At 73.1% G+C, this 18,252-nt stretch carries 18 protein-coding genes; 6 read left to right on the top strand and 12 right to left on the bottom strand.

Translation table 11 applies throughout. From position 1 onward, the window contains the following. Window positions 1-20: 20 nt before the first annotated feature. On the bottom strand, window positions 21-1,448 hold the full coding sequence (locus ACFO4E_RS01755) for a sigma 54-interacting transcriptional regulator (protein ID WP_378570806.1): 1,428 nt from the start codon (window positions 1,446-1,448) through the stop codon (window positions 21-23). A gap of 173 nt (window positions 1,449-1,621) precedes the next feature. On the opposite strand from ACFO4E_RS01755, the gene ACFO4E_RS01750 reads away from it, so the two are divergent. Further along, entirely contained in the window at window positions 1,622-2,782 is a 1,161-nt protein-coding gene (locus ACFO4E_RS01750; RefSeq protein ID WP_378570804.1) for an FIST signal transduction protein, read from the top strand. 24 nt (window positions 2,783-2,806) lie between these two features. Here the strand turns inward: ACFO4E_RS01750 and ACFO4E_RS01745 are convergent, their stop codons facing one another. Then, complete coding sequence (locus ACFO4E_RS01745; protein ID WP_378570803.1) at window positions 2,807-3,709, bottom strand: alpha/beta fold hydrolase; 903 nt, start codon at window positions 3,707-3,709, stop codon at window positions 2,807-2,809. Next, a complete protein-coding gene (locus tag ACFO4E_RS01740; protein ID WP_378570801.1) occupies window positions 3,706-4,350 on the bottom strand; it encodes a TetR/AcrR family transcriptional regulator in 645 nt (214 codons plus the stop codon). Before ACFO4E_RS01740 ends, ACFO4E_RS01745 begins: the two co-directional genes overlap by 4 nt. Window positions 4,351-4,648: 298 nt before the next feature. Between ACFO4E_RS01740 and ACFO4E_RS01735 the strand changes: the two genes are divergently transcribed. Continuing rightward, window positions 4,649-6,136 (top strand): SH3 domain-containing protein, encoded by a 1,488-nt coding sequence (locus ACFO4E_RS01735; RefSeq protein ID WP_378570799.1) that lies wholly within the window; start codon window positions 4,649-4,651, stop codon window positions 6,134-6,136. A gap of 6 nt (window positions 6,137-6,142) precedes the next feature. Here the strand turns inward: ACFO4E_RS01735 and ACFO4E_RS01730 are convergent, their stop codons facing one another. The 5 genes from ACFO4E_RS01730 to ACFO4E_RS01710 form a co-directional block, all read right to left on the bottom strand. Then, window positions 6,143-6,712: an RDD family protein gene (locus ACFO4E_RS01730; RefSeq protein ID WP_378570797.1), complete on the bottom strand. Its 570-nt coding sequence runs from the start codon at window positions 6,710-6,712 to the stop codon at window positions 6,143-6,145. Between the two features lie 108 nt (window positions 6,713-6,820). Beyond that, window positions 6,821-7,387: an RDD family protein gene (locus ACFO4E_RS01725; RefSeq protein ID WP_378570795.1), complete on the bottom strand. Its 567-nt coding sequence runs from the start codon at window positions 7,385-7,387 to the stop codon at window positions 6,821-6,823. Between the two features lie 101 nt (window positions 7,388-7,488). Beyond that, window positions 7,489-8,136 (bottom strand): RDD family protein, encoded by a 648-nt coding sequence (locus ACFO4E_RS01720; protein WP_378570793.1) that lies wholly within the window; start codon window positions 8,134-8,136, stop codon window positions 7,489-7,491. 190 nt (window positions 8,137-8,326) lie between these two features. Beyond that, complete coding sequence (gene greA, locus ACFO4E_RS01715) at window positions 8,327-8,824, bottom strand: transcription elongation factor GreA (protein ID WP_378570792.1); 498 nt, start codon at window positions 8,822-8,824, stop codon at window positions 8,327-8,329. A 229-nt stretch (window positions 8,825-9,053) separates the two neighbouring features. Next, the gene (locus ACFO4E_RS01710; protein WP_378570790.1) at window positions 9,054-9,467 is read right to left on the bottom strand and encodes a DUF4307 domain-containing protein; all 414 of its coding nucleotides are present in this window, start codon (window positions 9,465-9,467) and stop codon (window positions 9,054-9,056) included. A 161-nt stretch (window positions 9,468-9,628) separates the two neighbouring features. On the opposite strand from ACFO4E_RS01710, the gene mca reads away from it, so the two are divergent. Together mca and ACFO4E_RS01700 are read left to right on the top strand one after the other, a co-directional pair. Further along, a complete protein-coding gene (gene mca / locus ACFO4E_RS01705; RefSeq protein WP_378570788.1) occupies window positions 9,629-10,507 on the top strand; it encodes a mycothiol conjugate amidase Mca in 879 nt (292 codons plus the stop codon). Then, the gene (locus tag ACFO4E_RS01700; protein WP_378570786.1) at window positions 10,504-10,722 is read left to right on the top strand and encodes a hypothetical protein; all 219 of its coding nucleotides are present in this window, start codon (window positions 10,504-10,506) and stop codon (window positions 10,720-10,722) included. The genes mca and ACFO4E_RS01700 overlap by 4 nt, the downstream gene beginning before the upstream one ends. A gap of 253 nt (window positions 10,723-10,975) precedes the next feature. On the opposite strand, the gene ACFO4E_RS01695 is transcribed toward ACFO4E_RS01700, so the two are convergent. The 3 genes from ACFO4E_RS01695 to ACFO4E_RS01685 all read right to left on the bottom strand — a co-directional run bounded on the left by ACFO4E_RS01695 (window position 10,976) and on the right by ACFO4E_RS01685 (window position 13,850). Further along, a complete protein-coding gene (locus tag ACFO4E_RS01695) occupies window positions 10,976-12,049 on the bottom strand; it encodes a hypothetical protein (protein WP_378570784.1) in 1,074 nt (357 codons plus the stop codon). A 66-nt stretch (window positions 12,050-12,115) separates the two neighbouring features. Further along, window positions 12,116-12,688 (bottom strand): TIGR03086 family metal-binding protein, encoded by a 573-nt coding sequence (locus tag ACFO4E_RS01690; protein ID WP_378570782.1) that lies wholly within the window; start codon window positions 12,686-12,688, stop codon window positions 12,116-12,118. A gap of 229 nt (window positions 12,689-12,917) precedes the next feature. Beyond that, entirely contained in the window at window positions 12,918-13,850 is a 933-nt protein-coding gene (locus ACFO4E_RS01685) for a helix-turn-helix transcriptional regulator (protein WP_378570780.1), read from the bottom strand. 172 nt (window positions 13,851-14,022) lie between these two features. On the opposite strand from ACFO4E_RS01685, the gene ACFO4E_RS01680 reads away from it, so the two are divergent. Continuing rightward, entirely contained in the window at window positions 14,023-16,011 is a 1,989-nt protein-coding gene (locus tag ACFO4E_RS01680) for a thioredoxin domain-containing protein (RefSeq protein ID WP_378570778.1), read from the top strand. A gap of 47 nt (window positions 16,012-16,058) precedes the next feature. Here ACFO4E_RS01680 and ACFO4E_RS01675 read toward each other — a convergent pair whose 3' ends face one another. Further along, a complete protein-coding gene (locus ACFO4E_RS01675) occupies window positions 16,059-17,435 on the bottom strand; it encodes a serine/threonine-protein kinase (RefSeq protein ID WP_378570776.1) in 1,377 nt (458 codons plus the stop codon). A gap of 176 nt (window positions 17,436-17,611) precedes the next feature. Here ACFO4E_RS01675 and ACFO4E_RS01670 point away from each other — a divergent pair, with 176 nt between their 5' ends. Beyond that, window positions 17,612-18,205, top strand: coding sequence for an RNA polymerase sigma factor (locus tag ACFO4E_RS01670; protein ID WP_378570774.1), 594 nt, complete (start codon window positions 17,612-17,614; stop codon window positions 18,203-18,205). Window positions 18,206-18,252 lie beyond the last annotated feature (47 nt).

The raw sequence follows: 18,252 nt of genomic DNA, 5'->3' as shown, positions 1-18,252 counted from the left end.
CCTGGTCGCCGCGGCGGGGGTCAGGTCCGGTAGACGGTGCGGTCGCGAACGGTGTCCTTGGACAGCCGCCGGTTCAGGTACAGCCCCTCCAGCGCGAACTCCACCGCGGAGGCGGCGAAGCCGGGGGTCTCGCCGGCGCCCTCCTCGGGCGACAGCCGGGCGATCAGGTCGGCGAGGCCAGGGAGCGGGCCGACCCCCTGCAAGAGGTCGGCGGAGGACACGAGTTCGCCCGACTCCACCGTTCCGCCCTCGGCGAACAGGTCGGTCAGCGCGGTGAGGTCGGCGCCGCCCAGTGTCTGCCGGAAGGTCTCGGCCGTGGCCCGGCGCAGCAGGTGCGCGAGGACCTCGGCCTCGCGCCCTTCCTCGCCGACCTCGAACTCGACCTTGCCCTGAAGGGTGTCGACGATCGGCGGGAGGTCGCACACCCGCGCGACCGCGTGCTCCTCGCCGCTGAGCGCCGCACGGCGCACGGCCGAGGCGGCGGCGGTCTCGATCCCGGCGATGGCGAACCGCGCGGACACGCCGGAGCGGTCGTCGACCGACGCGGAGTCGCGCACCAGCCGGGTGAAGCGGGCGACGATGTCGAGGAGGTGCCCGGGCACCGTGGGGCCGCCGTCGAGGTCGGCCTCCTGCCGGATCAGCGCGACCTCGTGGTCGAGGTCCGGCGGGTAGTGGGTGCGGATCTCGGCGCCGAAGCGGTCCTTGAGCGGGGTGATGATCCGGCCGCGGTTGGTGTAGTCCTCGGGGTTGGCGCTGGCGACCAGCAGCACGTCCAGCGGCAGCCGCAGCGCGTAGCCGCGGATCTGGACGTCGCGCTCCTCCAGCACGTTCAGCAGCGCGACCTGGATGCGCGCCGCGAGGTCGGGCAGCTCGTTCAGGCAGAACACCCCGCGGTTGAAGCGCGGCACCAGCCCGTAGTGCACGGTTTCGGGGTCGCCGAGGCTGCGGCCCTCGGCCAGGCGCACCGGGTCGATGTCGCCGATGAGGTCGCCCACGCCGGTGTCGGGGGTGGCGAGCTTCTCGCCGTAGCGGTCGTCGCGGTGCCACCACGTGATGGCGAGGGAGTCGCCGGCGTCGTCGGCCAGGCGGCGGCAGCGTACGCACACCGGTGCGTAGGGGTGGTCGTTGATCGGGCACCCGGCCACCACCGGTGTCCATTCGTCGAGCAGTCCCGCGATGGTGCGGATCAGCCGGGTCTTGCCCTGGCCGCGCTCGCCCAGCAGGACGGAGTCGTGCCCGGCGAGCAGCGCGCGCTCCAGCCGGGGCAGGACGGTGTCGTCGAAGCCGACGATGCCCGGGAAACGCGGCTCACCGGACCGCATGCGGTGCAGCAGGTTCGCGCGGACCTCGCCTTTCACGGTCCGGTGCGCGTGGTCCGAGGCGCGCAGCGCGCCCAGGGTGGTCGGGAGGCGGGTGGGGGGCGTGTGGCCGGATGTCGGGGCAGGCACAGGGTCGAGTCTATGCACCCTCGACGAGTTGGCTCCAGTGGCGAACCGCACACCTGTGTACGGTTCATGGTCCGACGTGAAAAATGCCGGGATCCGGGAAGGTTCACCCCGCAGGGGGAGGGAGTAGGGTCCAGGCAAGATCGAGTCCGTGGGCAAGGCGGGGGTGGCAACGGGTGGCCAGGTTCGGTGACGCGCTGGCGACGGGCGCGGACCTCGTGAGCGCGGCCGAAAGGGCGGTGCTCCAGGCCCTGCGGCCCCTCGACGGCGACCCCGATCTGATCTGCTTCTTCGTCTGCGGAGCCGACCCCGAAGAGGTCACCCTCGCCGGCGAGCGCGTGATGGCCCACGCGGGCGAGGCGCTGTCCATCGGGTGCAGCGCCACCGGCGTCATCGGCGGCGGGCGCGGCGTCGAAGGCCAGGGCGCGGTGAGCGTGTGGGCGGCCCGGCTGCCCGACGCCAGCCTGACCCCCTTCCGGCTCGACGTGCTCCCCGAGGGCGACCACCTCGCCGTTGTGGGCATGTCCGAGCCCGAGCCGACCGACCGCGTCGCGCTGCTGCTCGCCAACCCCTACGAGTTCCCGGCGCAGTCCTTCGTCGAGCGCTCCACCGATGCGCTGGGCGGCCTGCCCGTGGTCGGCGGCCTGGCCGACGGCATGCGCGGGCAGGACTCCGTGCGGCTGTTCTTCGAGGGCGGGGTGGCCGACGCCGGCGCCATCGGCGTGCTGCTGGGCGGCCCGGGCATCGTGGGCACGGCGGTGAGCCAGGGCTGCCGGCCGATCGGCCCCGCCATGGCGGTCACCAAGGCCGAAGGCAACATGATCTTGGAGTTGGCGGGCGTCTCCGCCTACGAGCGACTCGAATCCCTGGTCAACGCCCTTCCCCAGGAGGAGCAGGAGCTCGCCGCGGTGGGCCTGCACATCGGCATCGCCATGGACGAATACGCCGACCGGCACGAACGCGGGGACTTCCTGGTCCGCTCGGTGGTGGCCGCCGACCCCGAGATGGGCGCGCTGACCATCGGCGACATGGTCGAGGTCGGCCAGACCGTCCGCTTCCAGGTGCGCGACCAGGAGAGCGCAAGCTCCGACCTGCTGGAACGGCTCCAGAGCTTCGACGCCGACGCCCCCGGCCGCACCGCCGCCGCCCTGCTGTTCTCGTGCAACGGACGGGGCGCCGCCATGTTCGACGCCCCCGAGCACGACGTCCGCTCCGTGCAGCGGACCCTCGGCGCCGACGCGGTCGGCGGGTTCTTCGCGGCCGGTGAGATCGGCCCCGTCGCCGGACGCAACCACGTGCACAGCTTCACCGCCTGCCTGCTGGCCTTCGAGGGGTGACCGGGGCGGGCCGGCCCGCCCCGGTCACCCCTCGGCAGCGGGGCCGGCGTCCAGCCCCGTGAGGAAGGCCTCCGCTTCGGCGAGGAACCGCTCGTGGGCTTCGAGCTGCGCCCAGTGCCCGCACCCGGGCGCCACGACGAGCCGCGCGCGGGGCATGCGGGCGGCGGCGCGACGGGACCCCTCAGGATCGACGATCGGGTCGTCCGCGCCGTGGAAGAACAGCGTGGGCGCCCGGATCTCGTGCACCCGGCCGGTGAGGTCGTTGAGCATGCGGTGGCGGCCCAGCGTGGCCTGGTTGTAGCGGCCGTAGGCGAGCCCGCCGCGGGGGTCGCGGGCTTCGCGCGCGAACTCCTCGACCACCTGAGGCGGAAGAGCGGCCGGGTCGGCGACGATCGCGCGCAGCGCGGAGCGGACGAATCGGTTCGCCACCCGTGACGCGGGCAGCAGGATCCGGTCCGGGGACTGCGCGGAGAGCCACGCCCAGAAGTGCGCCGTGCGGTTGCGGAAGACCGGTACCAGGCCCCCGGGAGCGATGAGGACCAGCCCGGCGACGTGGCGGGCGTGGTCGAGCGCGAGGTTGAGGGCGACATCGCCGCCCATCGAGACGCCGAAGACGACGGCCCGGCCCGTTGCGAGCGCGTCGAGCGCGCCGGAGAGGACGGCCGCGAGTTCGCGCGGGCCGCCGGCCGGGGCCGCCTCCATGCTGCCGCCGAAGCCGGGGAGGTCGAGGGCCCACACCTCGCGTTCGCGGGAGAGGGGCTCGATGAGGCGGTACCAGGAGATCGCCGCGTTGTCGGATCCGCCGCCGTGTACGAGAACGGCGGGCGGGAGGCCGGCCGCGCCCGGACCCGCGTGCAGCACCCGCAACCGGCCGCTCGGGGTTTCGACGTGCCGCTGCTCCGCCCCGGGCGGCACCAGCCGGCTCACGCCGGGGCCCCCTCGCGGACGAGCGCGGCGGCGAACCGGGCGAAGCAGCGCTTGCCGGGAGTGGAGTCCGCGACGTCGGTGTCGGCGGCGCGCGCCACGAGCTCGCCCATGCCGAGGATGAGCGCCTCCAGGTCGTCGTGCGGCGCACGGGCGGCGAGCCCGTGGCTCCACAACGCGAGGTTGGCCGCGAGCACGCCGGCGTCGAGGGAGGGGTCGACCATGCCCTCCGCCTGCAACTCACGGATGAATCCGGCGCCCAGCAGCGCGCGTGAGCGGTGCCGGGATCCGTCGCGGTCGCGCACCACGCGGGCCAGGTGCGGCGGATCGCCCCGGTAGAGCCGGAGCAGCGCCGGCCGGGAGTGCAGTGCCGTGACGGAGTGCACGTACAGGCGGGAGAGCATGCCGCCGCGGGGATCGGCCTCGACCAGCTCGGCCGTCCGGCGCGTCGCCCGGGCGGCCTCGTGCGCGACGATGGCCGCCAGCAACTCGTCCTTGTTGGAGAAGCGCAGGTAGAGGACGCCCTTGGCGACGCCGGCGCGTCCGGCGATCGCTGCCATGGTGACGCTGTCGAACCCCCGCTCGGCGACGAGTTCGGCGGCCGCCTCCAGGATGACGCCGGTGTCCACGCTCGGTCGGACCACGTCCGCTTCCTCCGGTTCCTCCGGGCCAACGTAAATGACCGGATTTCTGTTTTCGGTCATTTACCGTAGTCGGCTCCCCTCGGGGTCGGCAATCCCGTGGGTGCGGCCATGGCCGCTTCCGGCCGGGAGCGGGGGCGCGGGCGCCCAGGGGGCGGGCATCCTCGCGTGCCGGGCGGCGGCCTTGTTGACCAGGTCTTTCATTCACCGTGGGGGATATGCCCGGCGTGTTCGATAGGTGACTTCTTGTCCATATGTGATTACTGAAAGTGACATATGTGGATCGATGAAGGGGCCGGCCATGATGCCTTCCCGGATCCGCGCCGGGGCGGTCGCGTCCCTGGCCGCGGTCGCGTTCTCGGTGGTGCCGGCGGGCGGGCCGCCGGCGGGGGCGGCGGACGGACCGCTTCCGCGGGCAGCGGACCCGGGCTGGATCGACGAGGACCTGGCGTCGGCCGAGCGCGCGGGCGCCGTGCTCGACGGAGGCGGCCTGCGGGCGGCTCCCGGATCGGGCGCGCCCCTCGGGGCCCCGCCCGGCGGCGCCTCCGCCCCGGACGCGCTGGTGACCTTCCCCGCGCACGCCGTCGGCGGTGCGGTGCGCGCGGTGGACGTGGACCTGGACACGAGCGGGCGCGCCGCGGGCTTCCCGGTCGAAGCGCGCGGGGTCCGCGCCGACGGGGCCTGGACCGAGTGGAGTCCCGCGGGGAGCGCCCCCGGTGAACCGCCAGAGGTCGTGCGGGTGGGGCTCCCCGCGGCCGTCGAGCGCGTGCAGGTGCGGGTCGGGATCGTCACGGCCCCGGACGCGGCCCCGGACACCGACGGCGACACCGCATCGCTGTCGGGGGTGCGGCTCCGGCCGGTCGCCGCCGCCGAGGGCGACGCGTCCGCGCTTCCGGGGGCGGCCTTCGCGGCGCGGGTCTTCACCACCCGTATCGGCCTCGTCGGCAACACGACCGCGAACGGCCACAAGGTCCGCACGAACGACAACTTCGCGGCGCTCCCCTCGCGCCGCGCCCTGTCCGCGAAGGGCAAGGGCGACTACACCGTGCGCGTGTGCACCAAGGGTGCGGACGAGCGGGCGGAGGCACCGCCGCCCGCCGCGGGCGCCCAGGGCGGCGAGCAGGACCACGGTGCCCGCGGCCGGTGCGTCTACCTGCCCGTGTGGGATGTGGGTCCGTGGAACACCAAGGACGACCACTGGAACGAGGAGCGGCAGACGTGGGACGACCTGCCGCGCGGCCTCCCCCAGGCGCAGGCGGCGTACAGCGACGGCCACAACGGCGGTCGGGACGGGTCCGGCCGGCGGGTGACGAACCCCGCGGGCATCGACCTCGCCGACGGCGCGTTCCGCAACGGGCTGCGGCTGACGGACAACGCGTGGGTCCACGTCGACTACCTGTGGACGGCCGGCCACCGCCACCGCGCCGAGATCTCCGCCACCTCGGCCGCCGGTACGGTCGACGTCCGGCCGGGACCGGGAACGGAGTTCCCGGTGACCGGGACCGCCGCGGACGCCGCATCGGTGGACGTGGAGTGCCGCCTCGCCGGCGAGGCCGTCAAGGGTCCCAACGGCGACGGGGCGGACTGGTACCGGATCGGCCCGGGCGACTACATCCCGGCGGCCTTCGCCGACGGGGGCGGCGACGCGCCCCGTTGCGGCGGAGCGGACGTGCCCTCACCGGACGTGCCCGCGCCCGGCGTCCCGATTCCCGATGTTCCCGCGCCCGATGTTCCCGCGCCCGGCGTCCCGGGCGTCGGAGGCGATCCCTTCGCCGCGGTCGCGGGGTGACGGGGGTCAGCGCACGACGACGACCGTCGCGACGGCCTTGTCGTGCAGCGCCGTGCCGCCTTTGCCGCCGTCGAGGGCGACGAGGCAGTCGACGAGGGTGATCAGGTGGCCGAAGCACGGCAGCGACTGCGGGAGGCCGAAGATCGCCGCGCGGCCCACGGCCTGCCCCTGGGTGAGCCCGCCGCCGTCATAGGCGCGGACGACCTGGATGCCCAGCATCATCTTGCCGATCGTGCGCCCGCGGCCGACGTGGAACAGCCAGTCGTAGAAGAACTGGGACGGTCCCCAGCCGAACATGAACAGCCAGGCCCACGCCTCGAAGTACTCGGGGGTCAGGTCGCTGCCGTTGGGGTTGTCGATCGAGGCGAGCATCGACACCAGGACGAAGAACACGAAGGAGACGGCGGCGAGGACGAAGCCGTCGATGAGGCGGGCCGCGATCCGCGTTCCGAAGGGCGCGCGGGTCCGGCCCTCGGGGATGGGGCCCCGCTGCCGGGGGTCGTATCCGGGGCCCGGACCAGGGGCGGGGTACGGGGGCGGTCCGCCGGGCTGTGGGGGGTACCAAGGCTGACTCACCCGGCGATTGTGCCACTTCCCATCGGATCGACCGAATCGGGCGAATGCGGAGGAATCTGTGTCGATGGTCCTGTTGCGCGGGCGCGGCGAGCAGCAGCGGCCCCGGGCTCAGACCCTGATCACCAGGGTGTCGCCGGCCTTGTCGTGGAGCGTCTGGCGCCGGTCGTCCCACAGGGGCCAGAGGACGTCGACGATCCCGATGCAGGTCTGGGCGAGGACGATGTAGACCACCTCCCGCAGGAACGAGCGTCCCTTCGTCGGCGGCAGCCCGGTCCCGCACGAGATCACCTTGATCCCCAGCCACCGCTTGGCGGGGGTCTGCCCGCTGCGCGAGTGCGGCAGCCACCGGTAGCAGAACGCCGCCGCCAGGCCGAGCAGGATGGGCGGGAACAGGAACAGCAGCATCGCCGGGGACTCACCGCCCTCGAACGATTCGGGGGCGACGAGCTGGACCACGAGGTAGATCGCCCCGAAGCCGACACCGGCGACCGCCAGGTACAGCAGTGCGGCCAGGACGCTGTCGATCAGGTACGCGGCCGCCCGGCGCCCCCAGCCCGCCGGCGGTGCCCCGCCCGGAGCCGCGGGGGGACCCGGCGGGTACCCCGGGCCGGGGGCGTATCCCGGCCCCGGACCGGGCGGCGGACCGGGCGGGAACGGGTGAGAGGGCTGGTTCACGCCGCCGATTGTGCCACCGGTCGCACGCGGCCGCGATTCCGCGACCGGTCGGCCCTTCCGGTCGGCGCTGCCGGTCGGCCTTTCTCCGTGTCTCCGTGTGGTTACGGGGTGTTCGGTGCGGCGGGTGGCACTGTGACCACCAGCGTGGCGGCCGCCTTGTCGTGGATGGACTGGCGCTGCTCGTCCCACAGGGGCCACAGGACGTCGAGCAGGCCGACGACGCCCACCTGCCCGAAGAGGATGTAGATGAGCTCCCTGACGAACGAGAGCCCCTTGGTGGGCGGAAGCCCGGTGTCGCGCGACACCACCTGGATGTTCATCCACCGCTTGGCGGGGGTCTGCCCGGTCCGGGCGTGGTGCAGCCACCGGTAGCAGAAGCCGGCGGCCATCGCGGCGAGGACGAACAGGAACATGCCGATGCCGGCGAAGGCCCACACCGACGAGGACGCTTCGGGATCGATGAGGTAGGCGGTACCGAAGCAGAGCAGTAGTCCGCCCAGCATGATGCCGATGACCATCACGGTGACGATGAGGCTGTCGATCAGCGCGGCGGCGGCGCGCGACCCCCAGTCGGCCAGCGGGCGGCCGTGCGGTGACAGCGGCGGGCCGGGCGGTGCGTAGCCGGTGTACGGGCCGTACCCGTACTGCCCGCCGTACCCCGGAGCGCCACCGTATTCGGGCCCGCCCCCATAGCCGGATCGCGGATGGCCGTAGCCGCCCTGGGGGTCGTTCCACGTGGGGGTGCTCATGGGGCCGTCGTCTCTCTCCATGGGGGCGGCGCCGGAAGGGGCGCGCCCCATTCTCCCGGCGTGCGGTGCGCGAGGTCCATTCCGGGGCCGCTACCGGCCGCGGCCCCAGAGAGCGGACCGGCGTCGGCCTACCCGCACAACGCGGAAGGGGTGGCTCCCGGCCACCCCTTCCGCGTCGTGTTGGGAGGGGTTACGCCCCGTACGGGACGGCGTCGATGATCTCGACCGCCAGGCTGCGCCCGTTGGGCAGTGTGTAGCTGGTGGATTCGCCGATCTTCTTGCCGTTGATGGCGCTGCCGAGCGGCGACCTGGGGGAGTACACGTCGATCGGCGCCCCGCTCTCCTCGCGCGACGCGAGCAGGAAGGTCACCTCTTCCTCGTCGCCTTCGAACTTGATCGTCACGGTCATCCCCGGACCGACGACCCCGGCCTTGCGCGGCGCCTCGCCGACCCGGGCGTTGCGCAGGATGCTCTGGAGCTGGATGATCCGGGCCTCGATCTTGCCCTGCTCCTCCTTGGCGGCGTGGTAGCCGCCGTTCTCCTTGAGGTCGCCCTCCTCCCGGGCGGCCTCGATCTTCTCGGCGATCTCGATGCGACCAGGTCCCGACAGGTGCTCCAGCTCCGCCTTGAGCCGGTCATACGCCTCCTGGGTCAGCCAGGTGACGTTGTCATCGCGGGTCTCGGTCACGGGAACTCCCTCGGTGCGTCTAGTGCCCGCGGCCACCAGGCGGCCGCGGATGAACTTACGAGATTATCACCGAGCCCCTTTGACGGTACTGCCATGAAACCCGGTCCTCCCAGGCCGGACGCCCTGCGGGCGCGGGTCTGGCGGGACCGGGCGGCGTGGCGGCCGTCGGGCTGCGGTGCGTGGCGGTAGGGGGCGGGCCCTGGGGCCCGGGCTCGACTGGATTACCGGACTACTTTGTCGAACCTTGTTCCCTGCACGAGGCCACTTGTACCGCGGAAGCCTCACGAATCGTCTCGACGGACGTCGTGACGTCCTGGAGGCCGGCCTCGACCTCGACGCTCGTCTGGCCGACCTCGACGTGCTGGGCGTCGGTCGCCGTCACCAGACACTCCACCGGTTCGCCGCTGTTGACCTGGAATGTGATGGTCGCCTCGGCGTCGGAGAGCACCCGCCAGGCGACCGTCTGCATGGAGACACCGCCCGCTCCGCCGTAGCTCAGCAGCGCCGATCCCCAGCCGATGGTGAAGACACCGGCGACCAGGACGCCGATGATGAAGATGACCGGCTTGTTCCCGTGGCGGCGCTTCGCGCCCGGCGCCTGCTCCCCGGGCGGGGGCGGGACATCGGAAGGGCTCTCGGGCATGCGGGAATCTCCGAACGTGATGGCTATGTTGTCTAAGATAGCTCCGTCCCGAGCGGCCGCCGCTCCACCCCCGACCTCGTGGATACGCCGAGGCAGGCGGCGCGGCGCTGACGCCGGAGCGGTCGAGTGCACATCCGTGACTATCCAAGGGGATCTGTCCGTTGTCCGAGCGCTTGCGGCTGATGGCCGTGCATGCCCACCCCGATGATGAATCCAGCAAGGGCGCAGCCACCATGGTGCGCTACGTGAGCGAAGGCGCCGAGGTGCTCGTCGTCACACTGACCGGCGGCGAGGCCGGGTCGATCCTCAACCCCGCGATGGACCGGCCGGAGATCCTGGAGAACATCGCCGAGGTCCGCCGCAAGGAGATGGACGCCGCGCGCCAGATCCTCGGCGTCCGCCAGGAGTTCAGCGGCTTCGTCGACTCCGGCCTGCCCGAAGGCGACCCGCTGCCCCCGCTGCCCGACGGCTGCTTCGCCGTCCAGCCCCTGGACGTCGCCTCCGAGCCGCTGGTGCGCTCGGTGCGGTCGTTCCGGCCCCACGTCATGCTCACCTACGACGAGCAGGGCGGCTACCCCCACCCCGACCACATCATGACCCACAAGGTCTCCGTCGAGGCGTTCGAGGCCGCGGGCGACCCCGAGCGCTACCCGGGCACCGGCGAACCCTGGCAGCCCCTCAAGCTCTACTACCACGTTTCCTTCACGCGCGAGCGGTTCGAGGTCATCGCCGCCATGCTGGAGGAGCGCGGCCTGGAGAACCCCTACGCCGAGTGGATCGAGCGGATGAAGGACCGCGAGCCGCCGAAGTGGGAGATCACCACCCGGGTCCGCTGCGACGAGCACTTCGAGACCCGCGACCGCGCCCTCATCGCCCACGCCACCCAGATCGACCCCAACGGGTTCTGGTTCGCCGTCCCCATGGACATCCAGCGCGAGGCGTGGCCCACCGAGGACTACCACCTGGCCCGCTCGGTCATCGATACGGAGGTGCCTGAGGACGACCTCTTCGCGGGTATCCGCGAGACGGTGAGAGCATGAGCGGTATGAACGCCGCTCTCGTCCTCGCCAACGCCGAGATCGCGACCGACACCGTGACCCCGGGTGTGCTGGGGTTCATCGTCGTCGCGCTCATCGGCTACGTCCTCTACCTGCTCATGAAGAACATGACCAAGCACCTGGCCGCCGTGAAGGAGCGCGGCTTCGACGACGCCCGCGCCGGCACCGCCGCGGCCGCCGACACGCGCGACGAGTGAGGACCGGCGGACGCACGCCGCCGTGTCCCCGTCGCGGGCCCGTTCGCCCGCTCGGCCCCGGACGGGGTCTCCCGCCCCGGTCCGGGGCCGAGCCGCGTCCGCGGTCCCGCGCCCTCCCCGGGCCGGCCACCCCGTCCGTCCCGTACACACGGAAGTGCGGTAGCCCGCCCTTGGGAGGGGGCTACCGCACGATGCCGGGTCCGCGACGGTACGCGGGGGTGGCCGCGGGCCGTCCCGGGCGACGGCCTGTGGCTTAGTCGGTCGCGACCGGGGTCAGGGCGAACCCGTCGTTGGGCCGGCCCGCGAGGAGGTCGGCGAGGCCGCCGCTGAGCGCGTAGGTCTCCCCGTCCGGTCCCACGGTCACGTCACTGGTGACCGGGTCCTCGACGGTGTCGGTCACCGTCACCGTGGCCTCCTTCCAGCCGTCGCCGGGCTCCACGCGCTGGATCCGGGCGGGCTCGCCGGTGAGCAGGCCGCTGCTGACCGCCGCGATCGAGCCGTCGTCCAGGACCCGCATGCCGGCCGCGGGGGCCTCCAGCGGCTCGGAGAGCTCCACCGGCTGCGCGCCTTCGGGGCTGTCGACCGGTACCCGCACCATGGAGCCGTCGCCCATGGTGATGATCAACTGGTCGCCCTCCACCCAGTCCACAGCGGCCATCCCGACGCCGTCCAGGAAGTCGGGGATGTCCAGGTCGCCCTTGAGCAGGTCGTCCCGCAGGAAGATCGAGGCGCTGCCATCGGGCTCGACGGCGAACACCGTCGGGGTGAGCTGGTCGACGGCGTAGACGGTGCCGTCGGGCGCCACCGTCACGTCGGCGATCAGGTGCTTCTCACCGTCCTCGAAGAGCGGCCGCAGGTCGACGCACCAGTCCTGCTCCCCGGTCTCCAGGTCGTAGCTGCCCACGCCGGCGAAGCCGAAGGGGTTGTCCTTGTCCGAACGGTCGGAGGTGCCGTAGTCGACGTTGCTGACCAGGATGCGGTCCCGCTCGGGGTCGATCTGGACCGCCTGCGCCGACACCAGCAGCGGGTCGTCGATGTGGGTGCGCACCTCTCCGTCCGGACCGAAGGCGAAGACCTTGCCCTGGCTCAGCGATCCGGCGTAGAACGTGTCCGTCTCCGCGTCGTAGTCCAGGGAGTGCGGGAAGACGTTCGCGCCGTCGACCTGGATGGGGTCGGCCGTCGGCGTGTCCTCCTTGGCCTGCACGGCCGTGGGCTTCTCGGAGCCGGATCCGGTGGGGAGCATGGTCGCGGCCATGGCCGTCCCGGTGGTCACGGCGGCGACGGCCGCCGCGCCCGCGATGACGAACTTCAGCTTCGGCTTCTTCATTGTCCTTGTTCCTCGGGGGTGTCGGGGGTATCGGGGGTGGCGTGTACTGCGGTGAGCCGTACGGGGTTACGCGCTGATGCCGCGTCCCAGCAGGGCGGCCAGCCGGTCGAGTGCGGGGGCGCCTTCCGGAGCGGTCCGGGACGGCGCGAACGGAGCACCCGGCCCGGACGGCACCTGGGCCATAAGGCCGCGGGCGAACCCGGTCTCCCGCTCGACCGTGGCGTCGTCGAAGAGGGCCTTCTGGCCGATGGCCTGAGCCAGGTCCCAGCCGTGCACCAGGTGCTCCAGGGTCTGCAGGCTCAGCGCCACGGCGCCCGGCACCTCACCGACCGGGGCCTGCACCGTCCGCTCCAGCGCACCCGGCCCCTGGAAGGCGGCCACCAGGGCGGCGGCCGACGTCCGGAACACCTCCTGGAGCGCCTCCGGAGCGGGGTCGGCATCGAGCGCCGGCAGGGGCGGCTCCGCCCCCATCACGGCGGCGAACGCGCGCTGTCCCGTCACCAGGTGCTCGACCAGCTCGCGGACGTCCCAGCCGGTGCAGGGCGTGGGCGCGCTCCACTGCTCCTCCTCAACGGCCTCGACCAGGTGGGCGACGGTGTCGACGACCTCCGCGAAAGCCGTGACGGGTGTAGTGGGCATGGGGAACCTCCAGCTCGACGTGAAAAGGGAATGCGTGTGTCAGCCCGTGGCGTGCGCGCACTGGACGGGTGGTGCCGACGGGCGGGGAAGAGGGGCGGCGCCGGGGGCGGAGAACGCGCGTGACGGTGCCCCGCGGCAGTCCTTGCCGGCCTCGGGCCGGGGCTGCCGGGTGGTGTTCGGGCGTGACGTTATGAGGGGACCGTTGTGGTGCGGCGGCCCTGCGGCCTGGTCAGGGGTGCACGGGCGGAGCGACGGATACGGGGGTGTCGACGGCGGGGGAGGCGGTCCCCGTCGCGTCCGCACCGGGCTCCAGGGTCTGGTTGAGCAGCCGCAGTGCCGCCTGGGAGGCGGAGCCGGGCGCCGCGGTCGTCACCACCAGCCGGATCCCCTGCCCCCGGGGGACCGCGAGTGTGTGCTGCAGCACGTCCAGCTCCCCGACCATCGGATGGCGCATCCGGTACTCGGCCACGTCCCAGGCGCGCACCCGGTGCTCGGCCCACAGCGTGGCGAACTGGGGGCTGCGCATCGTCAGCTCGCCGATGAGGGAGGCCAGATGCGGGTCCTCCGGATACTCGCCGACCGCCTGCCGCAGCTTGCCCACCACGTCCCGCGCCTTGCGGGGCCAGTCCACATACAGGTCCCGCGTGTGGGCGTCCAGGAAGAGCAGCCGGGCGGTGTTGGGCCGCGTGGCCGCTCGATCCGGGCCGTCCGGGGACAGGTGCCCGGCGAACAGCGCGTGCCCCGCGCGGTTCCACGCCAGGACGTCCGAGCGCCGGCCGACGACGACCACCGGTGCGTCCCCCATGGCGTCCATCAGCTGGCGGATCGCCGGGGTGATCCGCTCGGCGGGGAGCCGGCGGCGGCTCTGCCGGACGTCACCGGACAGGGTGTGCAGGTGGCGCCGCTCCGCGTCGTCCAGCCGCAGAGCGGTGGCCAGCGCGTCGAGGACCTGCGGCGAGGCGTTGAGCGACTGGCCCTGTTCCAGCCGCGTGTAGTAGGCCACGCTGACACCGGCGAGCTGGGCCAGTTCCTCACGCCGCAGCCCCGGAACCCGTCGTCGGTCGCCGTAGTCCGGCAACCCCACGTCCTCCGGCTTCAACTGCGCCCGGCGCCCGGACAGGAACTCGCCGAGGGGGGACTTGCCGCGCGGTGTGTCGTCCATGTGACCGAGTATGGCCAGACTTTCCATGTTCATCCTCCCCCTGGGAGTGGCAGGCACGGGGCCGCGGGCGTGTGGCGGCGCCGGCCCCCGCCGGCGGCGTCCGCACACGTGTCCGTCCACAGGCCGGCCGATCACCTGGTGTCGAGGCGGAGTGCTCGGGCAGAGTGGTGGTATGCCCAACCGCCTCGCAGACGCCACCAGCCCCTACCTGCTCCAGCACGCCGGCAACCCCGTCGACTGGCACCCGTGGGACGCCGCGGCGTTCGCCGAGGCGCGCGAACGCGATGTCCCGGTGCTGCTGTCGGTGGGGTACGCGGCCTGCCACTGGTGCCACGTCATGGCCCACGAGTCGTTCGAGGACCCCGACACCGCGCGGCTCATGAACTCCGCGTTCGTCAACATCAAGGTCGACCGCGAGGAACGCCCCGACGTCGACGCCGTGTACATGGAGGCCACCCAGGCCATGACCGGCCAGGGCGGCTGGCCCATGACCGTCTTCCTGACCCCTGACGGCGCCCCGTTCTACTGCGGCACCTACTTCCCCCGCGGCCGGTTCCAACAGCTGCTGACCGCGGTCTCGCGCGCCTGGGGCGAGGAGCGCCACGGCGTCGTCGAACAGGGCCGCCGGATCGTCGACGCCCTCAGCGCCCCCCGCTCCCTTGGCGGCGCCGGCGCCCCGGGGGCAGACGCGCTCGACACCGCGGTCGCCGTGCTCGCGGACGAGTACGACGCCGCCCACGGCGGGTTCGGCGGCGCCCCGAAGTTCCCGCCGTCGATGCTGCTGTCCTTCCTGCTCGCCCAGCACGCCCGCACGGGCGACCCCCGCAGCCGCGACATGGCCGCGGGCACGGCCGAGGCCATGGCGCGCGGCGGCATGTACGACCAGATCGGCGGCGGGTTCGCCCGCTACTGCGTCGATGCCGCCTGGATCGTCCCGCACTTCGAGAAGATGCTCTACGACAACGCCCTCCTGCTCCGCGCCTATACCCGGCTCTGGCTGGCCACCGGCGACCCCCTGGCGCGGCGGGTGGCGCTGGAGACCGCCGACTGGATGGTCGCCGGGCTGCGCACGGCCGAAGGCGGCTTCGCCTCGGCCCTGGACGCCGACAGCGAGGGCGTCGAGGGCCGCTACTACGTCTGGACCCCCGGGCAGCTGGCCGACGTCCTCGGCGCCGACGACGCCGCCTGGGCCGCACGGCTCTTCGGCGTCACCGAGACTGGCACCTTCGAGCACGGCTCCTCGGTGCTCCAGTTGCGCGCCGACCCCGACGACCCCGCCCGCTACGCCCGCGTCCGCGCCGCCCTGCTGGCCGAGCGCGCCACCCGGGTGCCGCCGGCGCGCGACGACAAGATCGTCGCCGCCTGGAACGGGCTGGCCATCGCCGCCCTGGCCGAATCCGGGGCCCTCTTCGAGCGGCCCGACCTCGTGGCGCACGCCCGCGAGGCCGCCCGGCTGCTGGCGCGGGTGCACATCAGCGACGGCCGCATCCTGCGCACCTCCCGCGACGGCGCCGCCGGAACCGGCGCCGGCGTCCTGGAGGACTACGCCGACGTCGCCGAGGGCCTGCTCGCCCTGCACGCGGTCACCGGCGAACCCGAATGGGTCGCCACCGCCGGCTCCCTCCTCGACTCCGTCCTGGAGCGCTTCGGCGACGGCGACGGCGGGTTCTACGACACCGCCGACGACGCCGAGGCCCTGTTCTCCCGTCCGCAGGACCCCACCGACAACGCCACCCCCTCCGGCCGATTCGCCGCTGCGGGAGCGCTCCTCGGCTACGCCGGGCTGACCGGGTCGCAGCGCCACCGCGACGCCGCCGAACGCGCGCTCGCACCGGTGGAGCCGCTGGCCCGCAAGGCCCCGCGCTTCGCGGGGTGGGGGATGGCCGTCGCCGAATCCCTGCTCGTCGGCCCGCTGGAGATCGCGGTCGTCGGTCCCGAGGGCGACCCCGCGACCGATGCGCTGCACCGCGAGGCGCTGCGCTCGGCCCCGTTCGGCACCGCCATCACCCGGGGAGACGGCCGCGGCCACCACGGGATCCCGCTCCTCGCCGACCGCCCGCTGCTCGACGGCGCCCCGGCCGCCTATGTCTGCCGGGGGTTCACCTGCAAGCTCCCGGTCTCCACGCCGGAGGCCCTGCGTGAGCACATCTCGGCCATCTAGCACCGGGTGCGGCGCCGGGCGCGCGCCGCCGCTCCCGGGGCGGCGGGTCAGTCGAGCCTGGTCCCCGCGATGATCCGGTTCACCACGTCGGGGCGGTGGTCCGGCTGGCGGATGTCCAGGAAGAGCGTGCGGCCGCCGGCGACCGAGCGCAGCACCGCCACGCTGTGGGCACCCGCGCAGTCGGGCCAGTGCCACACCTCGCCGCGCCAGCGCCGGTCGGCGAACGGCCGGCGCTCCACGCGGCTCGCGCAGGGCACCGTGCCCGCGAGCGCACCCAGGCCGTCGGGACCCTCGCTCTCCCACCCGCGGGGCAGCAGGGCGGCGAACACTCCCGAGACCGCGCCGTCCCGGTCGTCCCACGCGTCGACGTCGGTGGCCACCAGCAGGCCCTCGCCGACCTCGCGGCCGCCCTCGCCCACCTCGGTGGGGCGCCCGCTGTGGAACTGGCGCGCCCAGGAGTCCGGGACCGCCACGCGGAGGTCGCCGGCCTCCGCCCGCACGTCGGTGAAGTCCAGCCCGGGCGCGCCGGCGCCGGCCGTGGCCGCGAACACCAGCATGACCGCCGCGGCGGCCACGGCCGCGGTGCGCCGCCCCACCGAGCGCAGCCGGGCCGACCACGACCCCCGGCGCGATCCCGGGGCCATCCTGATGGCGCGGATCCGGTCGGTGAACTCCTTGGCATCCGACGGCCGCCCGGCGCGGTCGGCCGAGAGCGCCGACATGATCAGCGCGTCGAGTTCGCGGGGCAGCCCAGGCCGCAGCCGGCCCGGCGGCACCCGGATCGGCGGTGGCGGCGGCCGGCGGCCGGTGAGCAGCTCATAGGCGACCGCTCCCAGCGAGTACACGTCGGCCCGCACGTCGATGTCGCCGGCCGGGCTGCCCTGCTCGGGCGACATGTACCCCGGGGTCCCGGCCGCGGCGGTGAACCCCGACGCCCCGTCGATGCTCTTGGCGAACCCGAGGTCGGCCACGAGCACGCGCTGCCCGACCGGCGACGACTGCAGCAGCACATTGGACGGCTTGATGTCCCTGTGAATCGTGCCGTGCCGGTGCAGTACCGTGACACCCTGGCCGATTTCGGTCAGCAGCCGCAGGGCTTCATCCAGTGGCAGCCGCCCCCTGGCGACCAGATCGGCGACGCTGCCCTGGTCCGCGTAGGGCATGACGAAGTACGGCCGGTCGTCGGGGAGGGTGCCGATGTCGTGCACCCGCACGAGCCAGGCGGAGTCCGCCTGGCGCAGGATCCGGGCCTCCTCCAGGAACCGCTGGTGGATGTCGAGCTGGTGGGTCCAGTTCTCGGCGAGGACCTTGACGGCAACGGGGGTGTCGAGCCGGTCGTCATGCGCGAGCCAGACCGTCGCGAACGAGCCGGATCCCAGGTGTCGTATGACGCGGTATCGGCCGAACGAATCCGGTTGTGCCACAGATAGTGCTTTTACCAGAGCGGGGCGTCGCAAACGTCCGCCGACGCGCGGGGCGGGCCGTGAGGTTGTCCGGATCGCGTATACGGACGACCATGATGTGAACCTCGTAGTAGCGGATGGGCGTTTGTCATCGAAGACGAAGTGTGCGTTTTTCCGACAGCAGGGAGTTACCAGCCGTGCGAAACACTGACAAGGGCTCGGGATCCCGACGATCGGCCGCGAAGGTCGACGATTCCCTAGAGGAGCTGGCGCGGCGTGCGCGCGACGGCGACTCCGACGCCCTCGACGACCTCCTCCGCAGGATCCAGCCCGACGTCCTGCGCCGGTGCGCGCGTTTCCTCCCCTACCGCCAGGACGCCGAAGAGGCGTGCCAGGACGCGCTGCTGCGGGTGGCGCGCAACATCGGCCGGTTCAAAGGCGATTCGCTGTTCACCACGTGGCTGTATACGGTGGTGTCGAATTCGGCGCGGCAGACCTACCGGTCCATGAAGCGACGCTCCGCGGAGCTTCCGACCGAGGCCGACCGCATACCCCACCACCGCGACCCGCGCACCACGAGCGTCATCGCCGGGTCTCGGATCGATCTGCTGGAGGCCCTCGACCGGCTCGAACGCGACCGCCCCAACCTCGTCGCCCCGCTGGTCCTGCGCGACCTCTGCCAGATGGATTACAACGAGATCGCCGAAGAACTCGGCCTTGCCCTGGGGACCGTCAAGTCCCGGATCCACGAGGGCCGCAAGCACGTGCGCAAGTCGCTGGCCGTGACGTAGCGGTCTCAAGCCGCATACCCTTGATGTGTCGAAATGCGCATCACCAG

Source organism: Nocardiopsis mangrovi (genome assembly GCF_042653925.1).
Classification (GTDB): Bacteria; Actinomycetota; Actinomycetes; order Streptosporangiales; family Streptosporangiaceae; genus Nocardiopsis_B; species Nocardiopsis_B mangrovi.
This window is presented reverse-complemented; position numbering and strand designations above follow the sequence as displayed.